This window comes from Streptococcus xiaochunlingii (assembly GCF_006385805.1).
GTDB classification, from domain to species: Bacteria; Bacillota; Bacilli; order Lactobacillales; family Streptococcaceae; genus Streptococcus; species Streptococcus xiaochunlingii.
The window spans coordinates 74835-95854 of record NZ_VFSG01000003.1 but is presented as its reverse complement, the minus strand read 5'-3'; the positions used below and the strand labels follow the sequence as shown (position 1 = coordinate 95854).

Sequence of the window (21020 nt, the reverse complement as noted above, 5' to 3'; positions counted from 1 at the left end):
TGAAATACAGTACAATAGTTCGCATTTGGCAAAAAGAAAAAAGCCTTTGAAATCAACGTTTCAATGGCTTTTAGCTTAATAAATTTTTTTCTGTAATTATCAAGTATTACAACCTATATTTCTTTTAATATTTTATCAAATAATTTTTCTAATTTCCATAATTCTCCATAGACAGTTCCGTCCATATAAAGGTTGTAAATTTCATCATCTTGTTCCACTCGTATTTGTGCAGAATACCCTTTTGATAGTGCTAAGGAACGAATAACTTCCCGTTGAGTTCGTCCATTACCTTCTCGAAAGGGATGGAAATAATTAAGATTATCAAGAATTTTTGCTAAATGTTTAATGATTTCATCTCTTGAGTTGGCAGTTTGATGATAGGAATGAATGAGATGATTTATATAAGATTCCGCAGCATTAAACGACTATATCGACATAAAAGGATTACCACTTTTAGAGATATTCACCTTGCGATATTGTCCTGACCAAGCATAAACATCTTGAAACAAATAGTTATGAATGGCTAAAATATTACTCATGGAGTAGACTTTAATGGCTTTCAAACGCAAATCTGCAAGTCTTTTAGTAACGAATAAGTGTTCATTTCGGTAGGCTTCTTCAATATTTGTAACATTTTGTTTATTGATTAAGACTGTGGAATTTGGATAGGTATATTGGTGATTGGGGTCAATGTACTCATAGCCTTCGTATTGATTTTTAACCAATATTCAATTCCTTTCGTTTGTTGATAACATAAGTTTTTAAATCAATCACATCTTGAACAGTAGGTTCATAATTTTCAATCATTGATGACCCAATAGCATACCAGACGGTATCGAAATCTGAAAAGTTATCAAAGGGAATCCCTAAAATTGTTAATTCTTCTTTATTTACATCAAGAGTCATGGCACACTTCCTTGTATAACGTTATCTTTATTATACCATAAAATCGGTATTTTTACCTAAAAGGATAGAGACCAAAAGATATATGTAAGCGTATAGATTAATACTTATGAAACGGTTGTAGGAGGAAAATCTCTCCTACACTATTATTGATTCTGAGAGAAAATTGCAAAATATCATCTACCAAACTTTCAATTATTAAGATTTTTTGCAGTTTATCTGAATTAGAATCGCAAGGCTTCTCAATAATATAATTGTCGAATTTTTTCATTCTAACTTCCTCTCCACTATTTCTTCCTTTATCAAGAAAAAGTTACCTCAATATTAATAAAGTACAATTCTAAATTAACTCCAATTATTGATTCATGATAATATTTCAGTAACTCATCGTGCAATTAAAAACAAGGATTTTTATTTCAGACGATCCATCGTGATCACTTCATCAGCCATCTCCCAAATTGCCGGATTATGTGTTGCGATAATGATTAGCCTATTATCATCTCGAAGAGATAGCAAAATCTCCATAATCAACTGAGAGTTTGCTGGGTCTATTGAAGCTGTTGGCTCATCTGCCAGAATAAAGAGTGGATTCTTTAAGATAACTTTTGCCAAGGCAACCCGTTGCGATTCTCCGCCCGATAACTCAAAGATGCGCTTATCTAAGTCAAGATAAGCCAGGCCGACCTGTTCTAAAGCCTGCTTCTGCCTCAACCGCTGTTCCGACCGACTCAACTTTTGACCAATGAGACCTAGCTTAAGGTTTTCTTCAATACTTTGGTTTTCAATTAAGCCAAAGTTCTGGAAGAGGTAGCCCAATTCGTGACGGAAAAAATCACTCGATTTATATTTGGCCAAGTCTTTACCTCGGTAAAAAATCGTCCCATCATAAGATTCTAATTTCCCAATCATGTTCATCAAGGTTGTTTTTCCGCTACCACTTGAACCAATTAAGGCATAGACTTTTCCAGCCTCAAATGTCATTGAAAGATTCGAAAATAACTCTCGTTCTCCAAAAGATTTACTCACCTGTTTAAGTTCAATCATATTAACCTCCCTTCAAAACAAGCATGGACATCTTGTTTTCTTTCTGCATTTGGACATGTAACTGTAAAAGAGATAGACCAGTAAAGAGTAACAAGACTAAGAAAGCAACTACTATCTCTACCTGAAGAAATACACTCGCAACAAATCCCAGTAAAAACACACCCAGTTGAGCAAAGAGATAAGTGCGATGGATTTCTAAGAACCTGAGACCTGCAATGCGTTTGATAAAAATGGCACGTCTAAATTCTTCGAAGTAGAGCCTATTCATAGTGTTAAACAACAAGATTGAAGTTGCAATCCCAAGCACAGCTCCTGCTAGCATTACCCAAAGTTCCCTCTGGATATTATCCAATAATGTGATGTAGTTGTGGTAACCTGTTTGCATTTCTGAGACCCAATTTTCAATGCCTTGTCTCTGGATAAGCTCCTGGGCATCAGACAATTGATTAAAGAGAACGTAGTTCTGTACTGCGTCTACCCAAAAGAAAATGGACTGTGGACCAGTTGATTGGGGTGTTATAACAATGATGATTGGATCTTTCAAAAACTGCTGGTAAGAAATAGGGGTCGTATTATACACAAATCGATCCTGACCTGATTCCAAATAACCTACCGTAGCAGTCATTTGCTGTCGTTCATCTTGACTAGACATGCGACTGGTTAAGTCGTCTTCAAAAACAGATTTATAATGTTCTTCCTCTGAACGGAGGTGTTCAGGCAGCAATAAGACAAACTCCCCTACATCAAGGTGATTCATCTTTTGCTCAATAGTTGTATCTACAGGAATGTGTTGACGCTCCAAGTATTGCGGTGTGACGATAAGGACATTGCCATTCGGGCTGTAATCGTGCCATTCTGTAGAGGTTGTCAAGTTTTTAGAGGAAGCCATGCCATTTTGCAAAGTACGTTCAATTAACTGGTGTCTAGATAAGAAAGCCTTTTGTTCTGAAACAGCCAGATCCATCAATTGATACCAAGTTCTGAGTTTCCTTTGAGCTTGTTCATCAAAACCAGGACTCGTTCCGTCACGACTGATAGATAGGATAATCAGTTGCCTTTCCTGACTCCAAACCTCTTGTCCAATCCGATGCTGTTGCCAGGCTTGGGAATACTTTAAGCTACTCCCTATTCCCAGCGTTACAATAATAATCGCAAATAGTTGACCGATTAAAATCAAACTAATGATTCCTCTGACAGGCACTTGCCCTTTTATAATCTGCATCAGGTGTATCTTTTTTATCCCAACTGCGAAGAGTTGAGCGAAAAACAGGGAGATCGACAACAAGATGAGATTATAACTGAGCAAGCCTTCTCCTATGGTCATTAGGGATTGCGTTGGAAGCGACAGAATTTTTTGCATAAGAATGGCGAGCACGCCAGCTAAACTGAAACCAACAGCTATCCCTTTCAAATCCTCACCAACTGGTCTAAGGAAAATGGACCACCGTTTCTCACCTGAAATGAGGCGAATGCCCGACGACCGTAATTGGCTAATTTGACTAATTAAAGTCAGTGCTACAAAGGTTAAGATGAAAATCAATAGACTGATTAACTGAAATCCGTTACTAAAGATAGCCATTAACGTAGATAGTTTAGATGGAATTATCAGGTGCATGTTAGTCAAGCCAAGTTGACTTAGCTCCTCCCTTAGCAAGTGAATATCTAGGTGTCCATCGAATACAAAATAGTTTGTTTCAACACTACTACTTTGAGCATCTTCTAGATTTTTTTCCTGAAGCCCATCAGGCAACTTTCCGTCCCCAAAGGTCGTATAAGAAAAAACTGTAGTACCTTCTGAGTTAAGATCTTGGTGTTGAATCGCAATAAAGCTATCCGTTTCTTCTGCTAGTTTTTCCAAGCGTGTAGCAACATGCTGAAAAGTTGTTTCAGGGGAAGAATCACGTACAACAACGTTGGGGTAATAAAGGGAGACATATGTATCAGTCCAAATGGTAAATACCCAAACAAAGAACAAACTAGCAAGCAGGTTGGATATGAGTATAAATAATTTTTTCATGTTTGAACTCTCCGCCTTCGATATTCCATAAAAAGTAACCGTATCAACTGCTAATAATGGTTGAGTTAATTTGAAAGAACCGACTCCAGTGAAATGATCCTATCACATTGCCGTGCTTGCTCCATGTTATGCGTAACAACCAAAATTGTTTTACCAAACTGATCTCTCAAAGTTCGAATCAAATCGAATGCTTTTTGAGACATTTCAGGATCTAACGATCCGGTTGGTTCATCTGCTAGGACAATATCTCCGGGCTTTAAAATAGCTCTCACAATCGCAATTCTCTGCCGTTCACCTCCCGATAATTCATTGATTTTACTATTTAACCGATTTTGTAGACCAACAAATTCTAGCGTTTCCTTGATTCTCTGCTCCTTCTCCTGTCTAGAGAAATTCGAAAAAGTCATGGCAAGCATCAGGTTATCTTTCACACTAGATGTAGAAATGAGTGCATTGGATTGAAAAAGATAGTTGATGACATTCCTTCGGTAATGAACTGCTGATTGCGAATTTACCTTAGGCAAAACTTTTCCGTTGATTAGGATTTTACCACTGTCAACAGTATCCAATAGTCCAATCATATTGAGGATAGTCGATTTTCCAGAACCAGAAGGTCCTACTAAAGCTACAAATTCATTTTCCTCAATATCAAAGCTTAAGTCTTTGAAAATTTCTCTTGAACCAAATTGTTTTGATACATTTTGTACTGAAATTCTAGACATGAGATTACTCCTTAAATAATTGTATGATACTCTCTCCTTCTTTACGGAACAAACTGAAGTAAAGAAGCATTATCTGAAAAGCAAATGTAGCTAGTGTCATGAATACTCCCAACTTAGAACCCACTAAGATAGAAACGATTAGTTCCATCACAGAAAAACTAATAATGAGAGAAAGCACACCAATATATCTTTTCCATGGTGAGAATCCCATAAAGTATTGAACATACAATTTTTCTTTAAATAACAAGCGGTACATTAAGACAAAACTCCAGAAAATAGCCATCATCGTAATTATGATAATCGCTATGATCGTGCCGAAAAGATAAAATGTATAACTCAGATCTTTTTGAAGACCATTGATAAAGTTCTTGACAGTTGTAAAACTCAACCGATTATCCGTTAAATCTGGAAATTCTGTTTCTAAAACGGACACTACCTGTTCCATCGTTTCCCTATCACGAATCTTCAAAAGACCATTATAGCCACTAACAACTAAGTTTGCCGACTCCATGAAGTATAAATTCTCTGGTGTTGAGACAAAAATAACTGGATTCTCACTAGTTGTACCATAAGAAATGGAATCTGACCAAGTAAATATTGGTCGAGACGGTTGATAAACCTTGAACATAAATTTCGGATTTTCTGTGAAATTAGTTTGTAAATCTCCCGGTTTTACAGTGACACTTTCCTGTAAATACGCCTTCATCACCTCAAGTTCTTCTGTATTGAGCGTGTTAGGTAGAAGATAAAGTCGAGTACCATTCCTCATCTCTAGCAACTCTTCATCACTTAGGGGAATACCTAGGTCTTGCAGGTAATTATAGGAGAATTTCAAATACCAAAATGGTTTTTTAGGGACATGCTGGTATGTCCCATAGACTGCATCAAGGGACTTCTGATTAAGAAATTGTCCTTGGGCAATATAGACACCTGGAAGCTCAGATATACGCTGGTAAAAGTTATACATACTACGCTCAAGGGAATTTGTAGTTCCTGCATATGTACCTACATCATCTCCCTCAACAAAGCTGGATATAACGTACATATCTTCAACATTCTTCCACTCCCTAGATACTTTCATATTATCAATAAACTGATTCATTGGAGCATCTAAAGAGTAACTGACTGCGATTAACAAACCAGCCACCAAGGTATAGAATAACAAGCAGGTTACCATTAAAGGCTTCATTGGTAATCGTTTATGAATTGCTGCTAATGGAGAAACCGAATAAACAATAATTGTTGGAATAATGAATATCAATAGTAGCAACAAGACTGAGAGGCTGACTCCAGCAAAAACTAGAATAAACGATGATAAACCAAAACTAGACCAGCCTGACAACAACCAACTACATAAAGAGATAATTGGAATAATGTAGATTGAAAATAGTAGAGAATTTTTGAAAAAAGCAGACCATAATTCTTTTCTATCCCATCCTAAAAGAATCAATGTTCCGAAATGTTTAAAGGATTGAAGAACACAGATTAAGAATAGGATCAGTAAAATGAAGGCATTTACTAAGATGCTGATAGCAAGTATTATTCCCCAAATTCCCTGATCAGTACTACTTCCAAAACTTTCTTTTGTCAAATCCTCAACAGAAATACCTGACATCTTTGAAAGACGCAACAGAAAGTTATCTCTTGAGACATCATCGTGGAGACCATTGATATGGTATATCCCATTAATCGTATTAGTGTTTTGGAAAGTATAATCTAATCGTTCAATGACTACAGGTGTGCTAAATAATAAATCTGGAAGCTCGTAAAGCATATTATTTGAGCCTTTGTCAAGTCCAATAGTCATACTATTATCACTATGAGATAATAAATTTGCAAATTGTTGTTGTGAGACAACTATTTTACCCGTACTTTCAAAATCTGAAAAACCAGCAGAGCTACCAAGGATGTCTATATAAATCCTATTTAGACCTTCTCCTGTATCATTACCTTCAGAACGTTTTGTCCATATGGACAAGTCACTCTGTTCTAAAAAATAATTAAATACATCTTGTGATTGCTCTTCTGTTAACTTCTGAAGATAAACTGTTACGGTCCCGGAATGATGATTATAACTCTGCCATGACTGTTGATACTGTAAACCTGCTAAAAAAATTGCCACCAGAGCAAGTAAGACACTCTGGATGGCAATCAAAAACAGGATTAAGTATTTCATTTTACCTAATAACATGTTTTTGTATGTCATACGTACTCACCTACAATTCCACGTTTTTTTCTCACGCAATGAAAACCCTTTCTGTTTCCTTGTTTTTATTCTAACATATATATTTTTATTTAGCCAATTTTTATTGTTTCTTGGACTTTTTTTTATTTTTATTACCATAAATAATATTTTATTCCTTTAACTTGTTATTTTGAACTAAAAATTTTATAATAAAATTAAGCAAATAGGAAGGTTTATTATCTTTAATGAATACACTCGCAGAGAAATTCAGATTGAAAAGAAAAGAGTTGAGACTCTCCCAACAAACTCTTGCAGAAGGAATTTGTGAACAAAGCCAGATTAGTAAAATTGAGAGAGGGCATTTCATTCCCTCCGCAGACCTTTTGTTCAAACTCTCACAACGACTTGAAGTACCATTAGATTATTTTTTTAATGAACAAATTGAAATTAAATCTAACCTCTCTAATTTCAAGCAATTATCTGCTCGACTATTAGATGACAGAAATTATGAAGATTTGGAATATATTTATAGAATAGAGATTGAACGAAGTACTTTTCTAACACTAGAAGACCGAACTTACCTTGAATGGATTAAAGCTATTATTGACTTCTATCAATATGACAGTAAGTGTAAGGCTATTTCTTCATTGGAAAATATATTATCCAAAGTATCTTCAACTACTCTGATTTACTTAAAAGTATTAAACACACTGTCTAATTTCTACTCCCTTGTTGGTCGTGAAGAAGATTATGAAAAGAACTACTCACATTTAATGGAGTTATATCAGACAAAAAATTTGGATCATCAAGAGTTTTTGTTTGGTTATATTAGAGTTCGCCATAACTATGCTCACTATTTAGTATCAAAGGAAAAATATAACGAAGCCATCCAAGAAGCTCTTGAGACGATTGAACTCTGTAAACAAAGACAGACAAGCTACCAACTGGCTCCCCTACTTATTCTTGTAGGAAATGCTGGAGCCAAATTTCTAGACAAAGAACAAGTCAAAAATTATTATATAGAAGCAAGAGAGTTATGTAAGATTTATAACAATCCTTTAATGTTGATGAAGATAGAAAATTATTTGAAAGAATTAGATACTGTTTAATTAATCTTGACATTATAGTTTTTCTGAAACGTTAAATAACCTGTAAGGCTGATAGTGAAATTAATACTATCAGCCTTATAATTTTTCCATGGTATTTCAAATAACTATACTGATTTTGTTTCCCGTTCTAATTTGGTAACATTTTGATTTCTTGTGTTATAAAGTATATTGATAAAATTCTCTAATCCCCTAACCTTATATTCGTAATCATCTATCCATTTAGTCATAAATCTTTGATTCTCTTAGGAATGATATTAGGATAGCAAGGATAATTTGGAGAAATTATCACATAAATTGATATAATACTTAGTATAGAACAACTTATTAAGAGGTTAATTATGTCTAAATCATCTAAACAAATCAAAGAAGACGCTATTGACTATTTAAAACTGGCACTAAAAAAATCTAAACATATTTATGGAGCGTGACGTATATTTTAGAGGTGTAAATTTTGATAAAGTTATTGATTATATTAATTTTGGATTGCTAAATGGTGTTTCAGGGATAGTTCTAGCTCTAATGGCACAAAGGACTGGGGCTTCCTCCCCATTGGATAGAATGTTTTTTATGCAGTGAAGTTTTAAAGTATATACTAATGGAGACATATGAGAAAAATTTTAAAAAATAAACTATATCTGAAAGTTCTGATTTCAGATTTAATATCAAATTTTGGGGATACATTATATTTTATAGCTCTCATGACCTATGTTACGGAGATTAAGGACAGTAATTTAGCCATTTCAATCGTAAATATATCTGAGACTATACCTATCTTATTTACAATATTTTTTGGTATCATTGCAGATAGAACGCTTAATAAAGTGGAGATGATTATTAAAACGTTATGGCTACGGGTGGTTCTATATTTATTGGTTGCTGTGGTTATGAATTTTAAGCCATCTATTATAGTAGTCATATTTGCTAGTATAGTTAACCTTGTTGCAGATACATTGGGACAATTTGAAAATGGTCTTTTCTATCCAATTTCTAATCGAATAGTGAAAAAGTCAGAAAGAGAAGAAACTATGGCGTTTAGGCAGACAGTTGTTTCTACGATGAATATTGTAAATCAATCATTTGGGGCGTTTTTAATCACTATTCTAAGTTTTTCTCACTTAGCTTTTATAAATTCTCTAACTTTTGCTATTAGCCTGTTAATTATGTTAGTTATCAAAAATCAGATTAATGATTATTATGAGGAGATGAACTCGACCAGTAAGATATCAAAATTTGATTTTAAATCTTCGTTTTCTGAGGTTGTTTCAAATTTAAAGCTCTCAATTAATCATCTATTTAGTATCGGTAACATGAAGGCTGCTTTACTTGTTATACCAATTCTTAATGGGAGTTTGGCAATTCTCACGCCATTAGTTGTTGTTAATCTTTCTAAAGGTTCTAATTTGACAATTATTAATTCTGCGACTACGATCTCACTTTTGGGCATTAGCACTGTTTCAGGAGGAATACTAGGGGGTACTTTAATTCTGATTAGTAAAAAATTTAAAAACCTTTCCATAGGCACCTTGTTAAAAATGAATTTGACCACTGTTTTTCTTTCATTTGTTGCTTTTTACTTTCAAAATATTTATTTAATTATATTATCATCATTTCTTTCAAGTGTATTAGTTAGTGCATTAAATCCTAAACTGGGGACTATCATATTTAATAATATTGATGAAACGAAGTTAGCTACAATATTTGGAGGGATGGTGACATATTTCCAAATAGGAGATATTGTATCAAGGTTACTGTTTTCTACCTTAGTGATTTACTTACCGTATAGTTATATTGCAGTAATATATATGTCATTAGTTTTTGTGGCAATTTTATATACATTTAAAGGTTCAAAGTATATAGAAAGGGAATTTTAAATTAGTTAAATAATTATAGTTTCTGAAAGGCTGATATAATATGTTGGAGTATAAGTAGAGATAAGTTTTGAAATATTAATTTCTAATATTCACTAGTTTGTAATTTTATATAGTTTTTCCCCATATATCACTAAGAAATATTGCAAGAATAAGTACTGACTTTAAATTACATCAGTTTCAGAAATATGATTTTTGGACAAGCTTTAGGTACAAATAATAAAGTAACCTGTTAATTTTTCTATCTAACGGTCATAAAAATCTTGAATTTATCTATATCTGTCAAAATTACTTTTTTTGAAAAAATTAGGAGACCCTTCCTTAAATGAGTCGTTAATCAATAGAATAAGTGTGGAGTAAAGCCATTTAGAGTAAACCACAGTAGAAATTCCCCTCTTTTCATCAAAGAATCTCAAACTTTTTGAAATTTTGGGTAAAATAAAAGGGCCTAGATGCCTGTGGTTTCTACCTATTAGTATGTATTGAAATTCATTGGTTTAAAACCAGGCTTGAAAAAAGCCCGTAAAGCGTCACAATTTAGTAAACGTTAAAACTTATTTACACTTATTGAAAGCATTTCGTCTAATACGGGATGCTTTTTTGTCAAGCTTAATTTTTCAAATTGAGAATTCTCTTTTCTTGCATTTCAAAAAAAAGAACGTACAATAATATTGGAAGGACTACCGCTTAAACAGAGATAGAAAGGAAAAAATTAGGAAACTATATTTCTCTGGTTTAATGTGTTAGAACTAAACGATATATCTTTTCGCATTTTACACTACACTAATAACTACGAAAGGCTAGGTTTATTAAGGAGACTCAACATGCTCAAGAAATTCACTACATGTGCTTTTATCATTACTCTAATTTCTTCTGTCCTTATCGGAAGTAACATTATATTTGCAAATGATAAAGGTGAGGATATTCAAGCGAAACCACCAACTCTTGAGATAATGGTAAAACAAGCTTCTAAAGATTCCACTCTCTTGGAAACATTAAATCAGTTTTCAGATCAGGATACTATCATTGCCTATCCTGAAAACATGGGTGGCGGGTTTTCTGTTAAATCTGCAGATAGTAGCGAACCTCTAGTCGGAGAAATTCTTGATACTAAAGGGGAAAAAGTCATTTATAAAGACTCTCAACCTGTCACTATTGCCCAAGTAAAGGAAGCGATTCAAAACAAGTAATAAACTGATATAAATAAATATAACCGGCCTATTATTAAATAGGTCGGTTATTTGACTTTCCAATTCTTATTAATGATTCGCCTTACTTTCCTATACAAAGAAATTATCGTATATCCTTTAAAAATCTTACAAAAATTGAGCTATCTGAAAGATATTTACAGTCATTATCTGAAAAGACTATACTTAACAAAAAACAAAAATATCTATATCAAACTCATTCAGTTTTTTGAAAAAATAGATAGCATTCTGTGAGTGCTTGATGCTGATGCTACGCTGTTTTTAGTTCAACTGAAACCCATACTTTCCAAACCAGTTCTTAAGAAAGAAATATTTCGATAATTAGCTACACCATTCAACTACTTTTAACTGTTATTTATTCAATAGTAATTTTTTACATTGACACTAAACTATTTGAAAACAAAGAATTCTAAATCTATAAAAAGTACAAAACAGTAACAATTCAAATGGTGTGAACTTTTTGGTGAAATCTAGCTCAATTCGTTTATTTTTAGGGTAAAATTCACACCATTCAATTGAAAGTTATTCAAATTAGATGAAATATTTCTTTCTTAAAAACATGTGGAAACATTGATATTAAGCATATATTGAAATTCATTCAAATACGAGGTGTTCAAAACAGGTATTACAATTTATAAGTAAAAGAACAAATAACAAAAAGAGGAACTTCACACTAAAGTTCCTCTTCTTTTAAATATCCGAATCATTATTTTTATTTCAAAAAAGGTAGTGAAAAAGGTAGAGTTTTAACTTGCATCACTATAATACAGAACTCTTTGGGTGTATTTATTTTCATCACAAATTTTACTTATTTATTTATATTTTCCTAAAGACCTTCTAAATGTACATTAAAGTAGAAAAAGCACGTCATTGGATCTTTGAAAAACATTACACTATTTTTATTCGTATGTTAACTTGATTGAATCTTTTTCTTCAAGCATTTTTTTAATGTTAATGACAGGTAATAAGAAGTTTGGGAACTCATTACCACGAGTGATCATGTCAGATACAATAGGCCGAATATAGGACCAAAGAATTGCTAAACCATTCTCTTTAAGAAAAGTTTCAAAACTAATATCAAATTCTGTTTTGTCGTATATAAACGAAAATTCTCCAACAATATCTACAATAAGCTCAAAAGCAGAATCATCTGAATGTATATTTCCTTGCTTTGTTATTAAGTTAACGTAAGCAAGATTTTCAGACTTTCTTATTAAAATTTGTGCAGATAATTCAGGTTTTAAATTAATAGTACTATTTGTTTGATCAAAACTAGGATTTCTTCGATATGATACTTCATTTAAAAAATAATCTTTAAATTGTAAAGAGGACATTAAGCTGCCACCTCACTACTTTCTTTTGTTGTAATTAAGTTTTCAGAATCTATTGGGAAATATGAAAAACATGATTTCTTGTTTTTTATAATATATTTAGACATTGCATCTACTTTATTTATAGAATTCAAATCATAAAAATCATTTTGATTATCTAATTGAGAGGTAAAATGTATTTCATCTTTATATTTTTTAGGACTTCCTGACATATTCAAATAATAATCAAATTCATTGTTTACTGAATAGATTTTGTTGGCCTTAATATTTTCAACTAATTCTTGAAACATTGGAGAATCCATCAAAGAAAATTCTTCAGTTCCTAAAAAGTTTGATAATAAACTCATAAAAGCCTCCTTATTTATAAAATGTTTGTAATACAATTTAAATCACGGATACAAATTTCTTCTCCATTCTTGCCGTTAATCACTGGTAAAAATGAAATATCAGTATATGTTTTGGACTGTACGGCTTTAAAATTCTTTCCATACTGAGACGCTAAATCAAGTAGCAGTTCAATAATTAACCCTTGATTTTGATTAAGAAGAGTAGCTCTATTTTTGGCTCCGCTATCTGAAATACTTGCAATCTCACGTTCAATTTCAATATATGCCTTTTGTCGATATTCATCTAATAGACTTTGGTTTGTTGGGTCATCTAAAATAAAAATATTGTCTATAGATTTTATAGTGATTTCGGCGTTAACTAATTCGGGCGTAACCCCAGGTTTGCTTAGTTCAAATGATTTATACTTTGCTACATAAGCAGAAGCAATAGTTTTACCAGTATCGTTATTAAAAGGCAGAAAAAAGTAAACACCATTACCCAAGTCGTTCGGATGTCTCTGTTTATTAATACCAGGTTCATATTTTTTATAAGAAAAACCAGCAGATAGGATCTTATTTTTCCTTTTATTGGTGGTGCCGTGCCACCCGCTATATTGTAGCATAGAACCTCCTGATAAAGCTACTACCTTGATTATACTGTTAAAGATTATATAATTCAACCATTAAGGCCTTTTTTGAAAAAATTCTAAACTATTATTAAGTAGGTAATTTTGTATTTGACTTACATTGTACAAAAGTAGTTGAAAAATCTCTGAGAACATTCCTGTATCAATAATGAGTTTTTTTACAATTGAAACTATAATGTAGGATTTTTTTAACTGTAGTAATGTTATAAAATTAATCTTACCAATAAAGTATCTATAGATCTTTGTATACCTAAAATTTATAGTAGTAATATAAAATTTACATTAATTGTAAAGTGATTTATTATAGCTAAATATAATAGTCTCTAATTAGTTTTTTTTAATTTGTGCAAGTCGTCCTATTAAAATATCGACTGCTTCATTCTTTCGGTTAGGATCTAATTCCGCATAGATATCCATTGTGGTTGAAATAGATCTGTGTCCCATACGTTCTTGCAGTTCTTTCCAATTTGCTCCAGCGTTGAGCATTAAAGACGCATGAGTATGGCGGAATATGTGAAAACCATAATTAGGTAAACCTAACTCTTTTGATCGTTTAATAAGAGTAGCTCGCTCATTTCGATGGGGAGATGTACCTTTAACAGATAAGGGGCTTGCCAAAAACTTTATCTGGAAATAATTTCCCTAATTTAGACTAAAATAAAACGCATAATATCAGTTTTTTGAATACCTGATATTATGCGTTTATAATTTCAAAGACTTTTAGGAATTACTTGAACTCTCAAATCCCATATATGTTTTTCTGAGTTACATGAAAAGTTTAACTTAATTTGACAATTTAGAATATGTAAAAGGTAGTTCAAAAATATAGAACTACCTTTTGTTGATAATAATGAAATTAGATACTTGTTCTTTTAAAATTAGTAGAGTAAAAATTTCTAGAGGGGAATCATCAAACTGCTTTGATTTAGCTATAGTTATTTTACTTTTGTGGTCGAGAACGAATGGAAGATATGGGATTACACAGAGTGAGTATTTCTTTTTGTTTTGATTGAGATACATGAGTATAGATCTGAGTTACAGAAATAGAGCTATGTCCAAGTATTTGCTGTATATAACGAATATCTACATCTTTATCCAGTAGCATTGTAGCAAAGCTGTGTCTAAACATATGTGGCGTGATAGTTATAGATAAGTTGTTTTTCTTAACCAGCTTCTTTAAAATTAGACGTACACTTTGTTCTGAAAGTGCTTTAAGAGGATTTTGACCAGTAAATAAATAGTCATTAGGTCGGACGCAGTATTTATTTATATATGTTTTCAATAAACTAAAGGTTGTTTGGTCTCCTAAAAAGAGGATACGTTCTTTTTTTCCTTTTCCGATAATATGAAGTGTTCTATTTGAAAAATTAATATCTTTAAGATGAATATGACAAAGTTCAGAAATCCGAATGCCAGTTGAAAGTAATAAGGAAATGATTAGTAAATTTCTTTCAGCTTTTTGTTTTTGATATTTAGATTTTGAATAGATAACTTTCTGTTCTGAATATGAGTAGACACTTTTTAAAATATCATAAGGAATGGTTTTAGGTAATATTTTTTCCTTCCGAAATTGAAATCGTAGTTGATTAAAAGGATTTTCATCAATTATATCTTGAAATTTTAAATAGTTATAAAAAACCTTCAAACTTGCGATTTTTCGTCGTAGAGTGTTTGATTTTATATTTGATTTTGTTAAAAATTCAATATATGATTCAACATTATTGTAGTTTGAATTGTAAAATTGTAAAAGATCGTTTTTGTAAGCTCGAATTGTATGTGTGCTTAAACGCTTATGCGTTTCGCAGTAACTTAAGTAATTAGAAATAAGTTTAGAATCCACGAATATCTCCTTTAGTAATAATCATGTTATTTTAAACTTATTTAAGCATTTTGTATAGTGATAATAAATAGTTATCGGTAGGAGAATGTCATGAAGTTTATCAATCGTAAAGAAGAGCTTCGTAATTTACAAAAAGATTACACTAATAATTTGAATCGTGGATTGAATCAAGTTTATATCATTAAAGCTGATTCAGGCGTAGGGAAATCCGAATTTATTAAAGAAATATCTAAGAAACTAAACTTATCTTTTATAGAAGTTCTTCCATTAGATGATAGCAATGATTTTTCAACATTTAAAAGATTTGTTATAGAATTGGATAAAATCAGTAGCGAGTATGGTTATGATGATTTTAAAGAATTTTACACCAAAAAAATGACTAGTGATAAAGCTATTAAAATATTGCTGAAAATTTCAGCAATATTTGGTAAAGCATTTATTGGAACATTTTTTAAAGATAATAATATTGGACTAGAAGTTTCAGAGATTGACTTACCTTCATTGATAGAAGAACCTACTCAATATGAGACATTTGTGCTAAAAGCTCAAGTGGAAAATCTCTTTGAATATGCTAATTATGTTCTAAAACAGAGAAAATTATCTATTTTGTATCCACAAGCCTCTCAGATTGATCGTTCTTCTTTGGATTTATTTAATAAATTAATAGTTACTTCTCAACAATGCCTGTTTATTTTTGAGTGTGACGATAACAGAGTGGAGCAGTATTTGAAAAATAGTAGTAAATTTTTTCTTAAAACCTATCACTTAAATCGACTTTCTAATGAACATATTCTTCATTACATCCAACAATTAACTGAAGAGTTAGAATTGCATTATGAGCAAATAGATTTTACAATTTTACATGACAGTGTTGAAAAAGGAGATTTAGCAGAAATCTCCACAATTTTAAAGGATTTTGATAATAGAGTACGGTTGGATCGGACAGTAAAATTACAGACGATTAAACAAATTGTTGAAGAATTATCAGACAAACAAACAGCCCTTTTAATCTTACTTTCCTTAACAAAGAATAGGTTAGCTCAAGTTGATTTGATGGAAATTTTATCCCAACTATACGGGGAGTTTGATTCGGAAAATATTGATTTTCTAGTAAATAAAGATTTACTAGAACAAAATCACTCTTCCTTATCAATCCCTAATTATATAGATATGGTTGTTAGCCCTACAACATTTTCCCCTAAGTTAAGACTAGCTCTAAGTTCTCTTTTAGTTAAATATATTAACCAAAAGTTATACGAAACTAATAATGCTGAATATCTTGATATTTTAGTTGACCATTATTTACTTCACCGCCAATTTTTACAACTCAAATCTATTTTCCCTAAAATTCGAGAGAGATTGATAAGAATTGATTCACAAGAAGGGCGTGTAGCCTATTTTGAAAAATTCAATCTGATACAGCATTATGTAAAAACAATTGATGAAGATTTTATACTGACACTTGTAAAAATTGCCTATGATGCTAATTTGTATCAACAATCCCTTTCCTTCATTAATTTTATCTCTCACAATACTGATAAGGTTGTTTTTGGCAAAGCATTATTATTAAATCGATGTGAAAAATTTGATGCTTCTATCAACTATATTGAAAAAAATATAGTTAAGCTAGATAAAAACTCATCACAATACTTCCAGCTTTCTTTAGTTTTAATAATGAACTTAGTACAACTTGAAAGACGAGAAGAAGCGAAACGTATTTTTGAGGAATTAAGTACGCAAGACACTCATCCGCTATATCCCTACTTAATCAGATTATCTAATGTTTTTTATAGCCAATTTTCTGAACGTATAAAAATTGTTCAGTCAATTACTGAGAGAATTTTTAAGGAACAAGATTCTGAATTTTCAGGACTTCATGCTATCTATCTAGCTTACTTATATGCTGTAGACAGAGATGTTTCTCGTGCCGAACAATCTTTAATAACTGCTCGAGACTATTTCGGTGAATCTCTTGTATATAATCATATGATTCTTCATAACGAGGCTACAATAAAATTTTATAGTGGAGATATTGATGAAGCAATACCAGAGTTACTTAATAGCGCAAAAGTCACTGCATATGATGAATATGACCGATTTGCTATTTACAATAATTTAATTGTTTATTATCTCTTGAAGGATAGAGTAGGTAGTCTTGAATGTCAGTCAATTGTTGTTGAATTGGAGGAACTCATCCCAAAGACATCTTTTAAGCGTTTTTTGGATAAGATTTACTACAATCTCTATCATTATTATCAAAAAATGTATAACCTCGAAAAAATGGAAGAATACAAAAATAAAATAGAGGAAGATATTATTAAGAATGATTACGAAATGAAGTTAATGTATGAAACTTCGTGGAAACTACCCTTAATTTAAATGATGAGTAAAGAGTGTTTTTATCATTTCATCGTACGTAAAGCCATTTATATTGAATGTTTTAGGTACAATAGATTTTGTATACAACCCAGGGTTGGCATTGATCTCTATTAGATAAAATTCTTCATTTTTTATTCGACCATCTACTCGTATCAATTTATTTGGAGACAAGTTCTTATAAAGTTGCTTTAAGTTGATAATATCTTTATCACTTAAATAGCAACTTTTTTCGATTTCTATACCGATTTTTTGTTTAATTTCTGAAGTATAAGCCTGATACTTGAATTCATTAGATTCTGGAAAAATAAGTTCAACTTCTTCAAAAAATAACTCTCCTTCATTTTCCAGAATAGTAATTGCTACTTCTCTTCCTTCGATGTATTCTTCTACTAAAATACCATCAAAGTCCTTCATTAATTGCTTGAGTGCTATATCTGCCTGTTCCATATTTTCAACAATAGAGTTTTGAGTAATTCCTATTGATTCTGATTCATAGTTTGGTTTAATAATAATTGGATATTCAAAGTTCGCTAGAATGTCTTTATTGTATGAATGAGCAAATACTAACAAACTTTTTGGGACTTTTATACCAAAATTTTCTGCAAATTTCTCTGTCATAAATTTATCTTGACATAAAACTTGTACGTATGGGTCTGGGTTGAAATATTTAATTTTATAATTTTCACAAAATGCTGGGACACTCATGTTTCTAATTCGACTGTTATAGCCAAAATCAAAATTTAACACAAAATCGTCTAGGTGATTAAAAACACTTCTTTTGAATCTCTCAAAATTATCGTAAAATATGATTTCATCAATAAATTTAGAAAAACTTTTATGGAGAATATCTCTCAATTCATTGCGAGTGTATTCTCTATTTTCGATAATTTTTGTTTGAATGGATGAATCTGAGTTGACATTTAAAATTATTATTAATCTCATAATTTCTCCTACCGATAACTATTTATTATCACTAGTATACCATAGTTTCTAATCTCCTATATGTTTCCAACAGTAACCTTTTATTGTGATGGATGAGATGAATACTTACGGGGGAAAACTCAGAATATCATTAAAAGTTTAAACTTTTCAATCTTTTGAATATTCGTTGACAAAGACTTGTTCTTAGATGTATAATGAATATGTAAAATAATTCACAAAGAAATAGAGGTGATAATATGCAATTATCACGATATGTATTAAGTCATAAACTTGATTCAGGTACGGTCTATTTTAATACTAAAAATAATCATTCTTTTTTTATAACAAAAGAATTGGAAGAAGTGATCTCTCATAATAAAGAGATAGCAAGAGATTATTATAGTTATCTTGAGCAGAATTTGCAATTATTGTAAATAATGTTTCTAAATTACAGAGAGGTGTGCTAGCCTCTCTATTTTTTCTAGGAGAAACTTATGATTCATATCTTTAAATATCTTGATAAAAAAACAAAATACCTAACCATTATTGGTGCACTGGCAAATGGGGGTCTCGCTTTGGGGCAACCCTTGGTTGTTGCCAAAGCACTATCGATAGATCAAAATAACCTTACCTATTCCTCTATTTGGAAATTTGCCCTCTTTGGTTTTTCTGTCTATTTCGCTTTGTATAGTCTAATGTTATTTTGTAATCATGCAAATAATGTCTTTCGACGTGAAATTCACATGAATATCCGAACGGCATTGTTTCATAAGTTAATGGAAGACAGGGAATATAGTGAAGATGAAAAGATTACCATGCTGACACAGGATATGGAATTTTTAGGAGATAACTTTTTTGAACGCTATATGACTATTTCATGTTGGGGATTTGGAGCGCTGATTACGGCGATCTATATCATTGCCCAAAATGTTTTATTGGGTTCTATCTTTGTTTTCTTCACGATCTTACGTCCCATTCCACAATTCTTAATGAATAATAAGCTAAAGAATTCAGGGGATGAAATGTCTCAGGGAAGAACAGCCGTTCATAACCAAATCTCTGATAGTATTCGAGGGGCTCAAACCTTGCGGATGAATCAAGCCTTGCCTGAAAATTCTCAGCGCGTCTGGAATATCAATCTTCGTTATCAACGAGCCATTCAAAAGTTTGTTTTTACCCATAATATTGTTTTCTTTTGTAATGGTTTCATGGTCTTTCTTAGCCAAGTACTCCCCTTGGTATTGGGGTTCTTCCTTGCCATGCATGGTCATCATGTTTCAGTGGCTAGCCTGGTTGCAATGTATATTGCCGCTGGTCAACTGGTAGGTCCTATACAAAATATCATGTATGATGTGGTTGAAGTACAAGGAGCCAAAACAACGGCAGAAAAGATTTTCGGAATTTTAAATCGAGCAGATGATAGTGAATCGGACAATCATTCGATCTCACAAGTAGAAGAACTAGAAATTTCTCATTTAAGTAAATCTTATAACGGTAGAGAGATTATACGCGATCTTAATCTAGCCATTCAACAAGGCGAAAAAGTCCTCATCAAAGGGCCAAGTGGTTGTGGGAAATCAACCCTCTTTCGAATGATCACAGGGGAAGAAAAGGCGGATGATGGGATGATTACTTGTCGGACAAGGGATGGAGCAAAAACAAGTTATTTTATTCGTCAGGTAGGTATCATCAGTCAGCATCCTTTCCTCTTTAATGATACTGTTCGCTACAATCTTAGTTTGGGACAAGATTTTTCAGATCAAGAATTGGAGACTGTTTTGAGACAGGTCAAACTCGACCATGAACTAACTGATGGACTTGATTTTGTAATCACTAATAACGGAGAAAATATTTCAGGCGGACAACGGGTCCGGATTGAACTAGCCCGCTTCCTTCTTCGTAAAAAGGATATTTTATTAGCAGATGAGGTAACTGCAGCTCTTGACGTAGAAAATAGCCAGATGGTTCGAGACTTGATTTTCTCACTACCGATGATGGTGTTAGAAATCGCTCACCATATTGATAATGAAAGTCGATATGATCAAGTCATTGAACTAAGAAAAAATTGAATTATTTTCATGATAAGATAAAGTAGTGAGTACTCTCTCCAGTCGGAAACTTCCTCACTACTAATCTTAATATGTTTGTTAACTGTAGTGGGGGACGAAAATTTTAACAACGAGGAAGGATATGTTTGTCCTTTCTTTTTTGATGTCGGGGACATGAAATCGCGCTTCTTAAAGTTTGAAAAGTTTCTAAATCTAAATTCTTGTTTGATCACTTTGTTAGTGGTTTCAAGCTATGATAATACATTTGAAATAATAAAACTATCTTTACCAATTTTTGTACCAACATTTTTAAAAAAACTTCCCGATTTCTTAAATTTGTACTTTAATTTACGTCATAAAAAGATTAAGCCTACGTTAAAAGGTCACTATGTTGAATCTGTAATTGATCTTAACTTATTTTTAATCGTCACAGTTTTATATAGCTTTAATTATTTAGAAATCCAACTTTTTT

The 21020-nt window shown here is 32.0% G+C and carries 15 protein-coding genes and 2 pseudogenes; 5 read left to right on the top strand and 12 right to left on the bottom strand.

Going from position 1 to position 21020, the window contains the following annotated elements; genetic code table 11:
* Positions 1–113: 113 nt before the first annotated feature.
* From FJR71_RS09215 to FJR71_RS09190, 6 genes and pseudogenes are all read right to left on the bottom strand, one after another.
* Positions 114–725, bottom strand: a pseudogene (locus tag FJR71_RS09215) (Fic/DOC family protein).
* Positions 718–906: a hypothetical protein gene (locus tag FJR71_RS09210; RefSeq protein ID WP_000171299.1), complete on the bottom strand. Its 189-nt coding sequence runs from the start codon at positions 904–906 to the stop codon at positions 718–720. Before FJR71_RS09210 ends, FJR71_RS09215 begins: the two are co-directional and overlap by 8 nt.
* A gap of 408 nt (positions 907–1314) precedes the next feature.
* Positions 1315–1947 (bottom strand): ABC transporter ATP-binding protein, encoded by a 633-nt coding sequence (locus tag FJR71_RS09205; RefSeq protein ID WP_140814767.1) that lies wholly within the window; start codon positions 1945–1947, stop codon positions 1315–1317.
* Between the two features lies 1 nt (position 1948).
* Positions 1949–3964, bottom strand: a complete 2016-nt coding sequence (locus tag FJR71_RS09200; RefSeq protein WP_140814765.1) for a bacteriocin-associated integral membrane family protein — start codon at positions 3962–3964, stop codon at positions 1949–1951.
* Positions 3965–4029: 65 nt separating this feature from the next.
* Positions 4030–4686, bottom strand: a complete 657-nt coding sequence (locus FJR71_RS09195) for an ATP-binding cassette domain-containing protein (RefSeq protein WP_140814762.1) — start codon at positions 4684–4686, stop codon at positions 4030–4032.
* A 4-nt stretch (positions 4687–4690) separates the two neighbouring features.
* Positions 4691–6892 carry an ABC transporter permease gene (locus FJR71_RS09190; protein WP_140814759.1) on the bottom strand — a complete coding sequence of 734 codons (2202 nt, stop codon included), beginning with the start codon at positions 6890–6892 and terminating at the stop codon, positions 4691–4693.
* Between the two features lie 224 nt (positions 6893–7116).
* On the opposite strand from FJR71_RS09190, the gene FJR71_RS09185 reads away from it, so the two are divergent.
* The 3 genes from FJR71_RS09185 to FJR71_RS09160 all read left to right on the top strand — a co-directional run bounded on the left by FJR71_RS09185 (position 7117) and on the right by FJR71_RS09160 (position 11038).
* Complete coding sequence (locus FJR71_RS09185; RefSeq protein WP_140814757.1) at positions 7117–7980, top strand: helix-turn-helix domain-containing protein; 864 nt, start codon at positions 7117–7119, stop codon at positions 7978–7980.
* Positions 7981–8585: 605 nt separating this feature from the next.
* Complete coding sequence (locus FJR71_RS09170) at positions 8586–9851, top strand: MFS transporter (protein ID WP_140814755.1); 1266 nt, start codon at positions 8586–8588, stop codon at positions 9849–9851.
* Positions 9852–10672: 821 nt separating this feature from the next.
* Positions 10673–11038 carry a hypothetical protein gene (locus tag FJR71_RS09160; RefSeq protein WP_140814753.1) on the top strand — a complete coding sequence of 122 codons (366 nt, stop codon included), beginning with the start codon at positions 10673–10675 and terminating at the stop codon, positions 11036–11038.
* Positions 11039–11955: 917 nt separating this feature from the next.
* On the opposite strand, the gene FJR71_RS09150 is transcribed toward FJR71_RS09160, so the two are convergent.
* The 5 genes and pseudogenes from FJR71_RS09150 to FJR71_RS09130 all read right to left on the bottom strand — a co-directional run bounded on the left by FJR71_RS09150 (position 11956) and on the right by FJR71_RS09130 (position 15200).
* Positions 11956–12390 carry a protein-export chaperone SecB gene (locus FJR71_RS09150; RefSeq protein WP_003003041.1) on the bottom strand — a complete coding sequence of 145 codons (435 nt, stop codon included), beginning with the start codon at positions 12388–12390 and terminating at the stop codon, positions 11956–11958.
* Positions 12390–12734 (bottom strand): hypothetical protein, encoded by a 345-nt coding sequence (locus tag FJR71_RS09145; protein ID WP_003002962.1) that lies wholly within the window; start codon positions 12732–12734, stop codon positions 12390–12392. The genes FJR71_RS09150 and FJR71_RS09145 overlap by 1 nt, the downstream gene beginning before the upstream one ends.
* 14 nt (positions 12735–12748) lie before the next feature.
* Positions 12749–13336 (bottom strand): hypothetical protein, encoded by a 588-nt coding sequence (locus tag FJR71_RS09140; RefSeq protein WP_003002986.1) that lies wholly within the window; start codon positions 13334–13336, stop codon positions 12749–12751.
* Between the two features lie 351 nt (positions 13337–13687).
* Positions 13688–13939, bottom strand: a pseudogene (locus FJR71_RS09135) (tyrosine-type recombinase/integrase); the annotation flags it as partial.
* A 361-nt stretch (positions 13940–14300) separates the two neighbouring features.
* Entirely contained in the window at positions 14301–15200 is a 900-nt protein-coding gene (locus FJR71_RS09130) for a tyrosine-type recombinase/integrase (RefSeq protein WP_140814751.1), read from the bottom strand.
* 90 nt (positions 15201–15290) lie between these two features.
* On the opposite strand from FJR71_RS09130, the gene FJR71_RS10015 reads away from it, so the two are divergent.
* Positions 15291–17579 (top strand): hypothetical protein, encoded by a 2289-nt coding sequence (locus tag FJR71_RS10015; protein ID WP_172605129.1) that lies wholly within the window; start codon positions 15291–15293, stop codon positions 17577–17579.
* Here the strand turns inward: FJR71_RS10015 and FJR71_RS09120 are convergent.
* Entirely contained in the window at positions 17571–18521 is a 951-nt protein-coding gene (locus FJR71_RS09120) for an ATP-grasp domain-containing protein (RefSeq protein ID WP_140814749.1), read from the bottom strand. The two genes, FJR71_RS10015 and FJR71_RS09120, sit on opposite strands and share 9 nt — an antisense overlap.
* A 473-nt stretch (positions 18522–18994) precedes the next feature.
* Here FJR71_RS09120 and FJR71_RS09115 point away from each other — a divergent pair, with 473 nt between their 5' ends.
* Complete coding sequence (locus tag FJR71_RS09115; protein WP_140814746.1) at positions 18995–20569, top strand: ATP-binding cassette domain-containing protein; 1575 nt, start codon at positions 18995–18997, stop codon at positions 20567–20569.
* Positions 20570–21020: the final 451 nt, after the last annotated feature.

What these genes read in the sequence shown, in the direction of transcription:
- FJR71_RS09210 (WP_000171299.1), bottom strand. Translation starts at nt 906, where the DNA reads ATGACTCTTGATGTAAATAAAGAAGAATTAACAATTTTAGGGATTCCC.
- FJR71_RS09205 (WP_140814767.1), bottom strand. Translation starts at nt 1,947, where the DNA reads ATGATTGAACTTAAACAGGTGAGTAAATCTTTTGGAGAACGAGAGTTA.
- FJR71_RS09200 (WP_140814765.1), bottom strand. Translation starts at nt 3,964, where the DNA reads ATGAAAAAATTATTTATACTCATATCCAACCTGCTTGCTAGTTTGTTC.
- FJR71_RS09195 (WP_140814762.1), bottom strand. Translation starts at nt 4,686, where the DNA reads ATGTCTAGAATTTCAGTACAAAATGTATCAAAACAATTTGGTTCAAGA.
- FJR71_RS09190 (WP_140814759.1), bottom strand. Translation starts at nt 6,892, where the DNA reads ATGACATACAAAAACATGTTATTAGGTAAAATGAAATACTTAATCCTG.
- FJR71_RS09185 (WP_140814757.1), top strand. Translation starts at nt 7,117, where the DNA reads ATGAATACACTCGCAGAGAAATTCAGATTGAAAAGAAAAGAGTTGAGA.
- FJR71_RS09170 (WP_140814755.1), top strand. Translation starts at nt 8,586, where the DNA reads ATGAGAAAAATTTTAAAAAATAAACTATATCTGAAAGTTCTGATTTCA.
- FJR71_RS09160 (WP_140814753.1), top strand. Translation starts at nt 10,673, where the DNA reads ATGCTCAAGAAATTCACTACATGTGCTTTTATCATTACTCTAATTTCT.
- FJR71_RS09150 (WP_003003041.1), bottom strand. Translation starts at nt 12,390, where the DNA reads ATGTCCTCTTTACAATTTAAAGATTATTTTTTAAATGAAGTATCATAT.
- FJR71_RS09145 (WP_003002962.1), bottom strand. Translation starts at nt 12,734, where the DNA reads ATGAGTTTATTATCAAACTTTTTAGGAACTGAAGAATTTTCTTTGATG.
- FJR71_RS09140 (WP_003002986.1), bottom strand. Translation starts at nt 13,336, where the DNA reads ATGCTACAATATAGCGGGTGGCACGGCACCACCAATAAAAGGAAAAAT.
- FJR71_RS10015 (WP_172605129.1), top strand. Translation starts at nt 15,291, where the DNA reads ATGAAGTTTATCAATCGTAAAGAAGAGCTTCGTAATTTACAAAAAGAT.
- FJR71_RS09120 (WP_140814749.1), bottom strand. Translation starts at nt 18,521, where the DNA reads ATGAGATTAATAATAATTTTAAATGTCAACTCAGATTCATCCATTCAA.
- FJR71_RS09115 (WP_140814746.1), top strand. Translation starts at nt 18,995, where the DNA reads ATGATTCATATCTTTAAATATCTTGATAAAAAAACAAAATACCTAACC.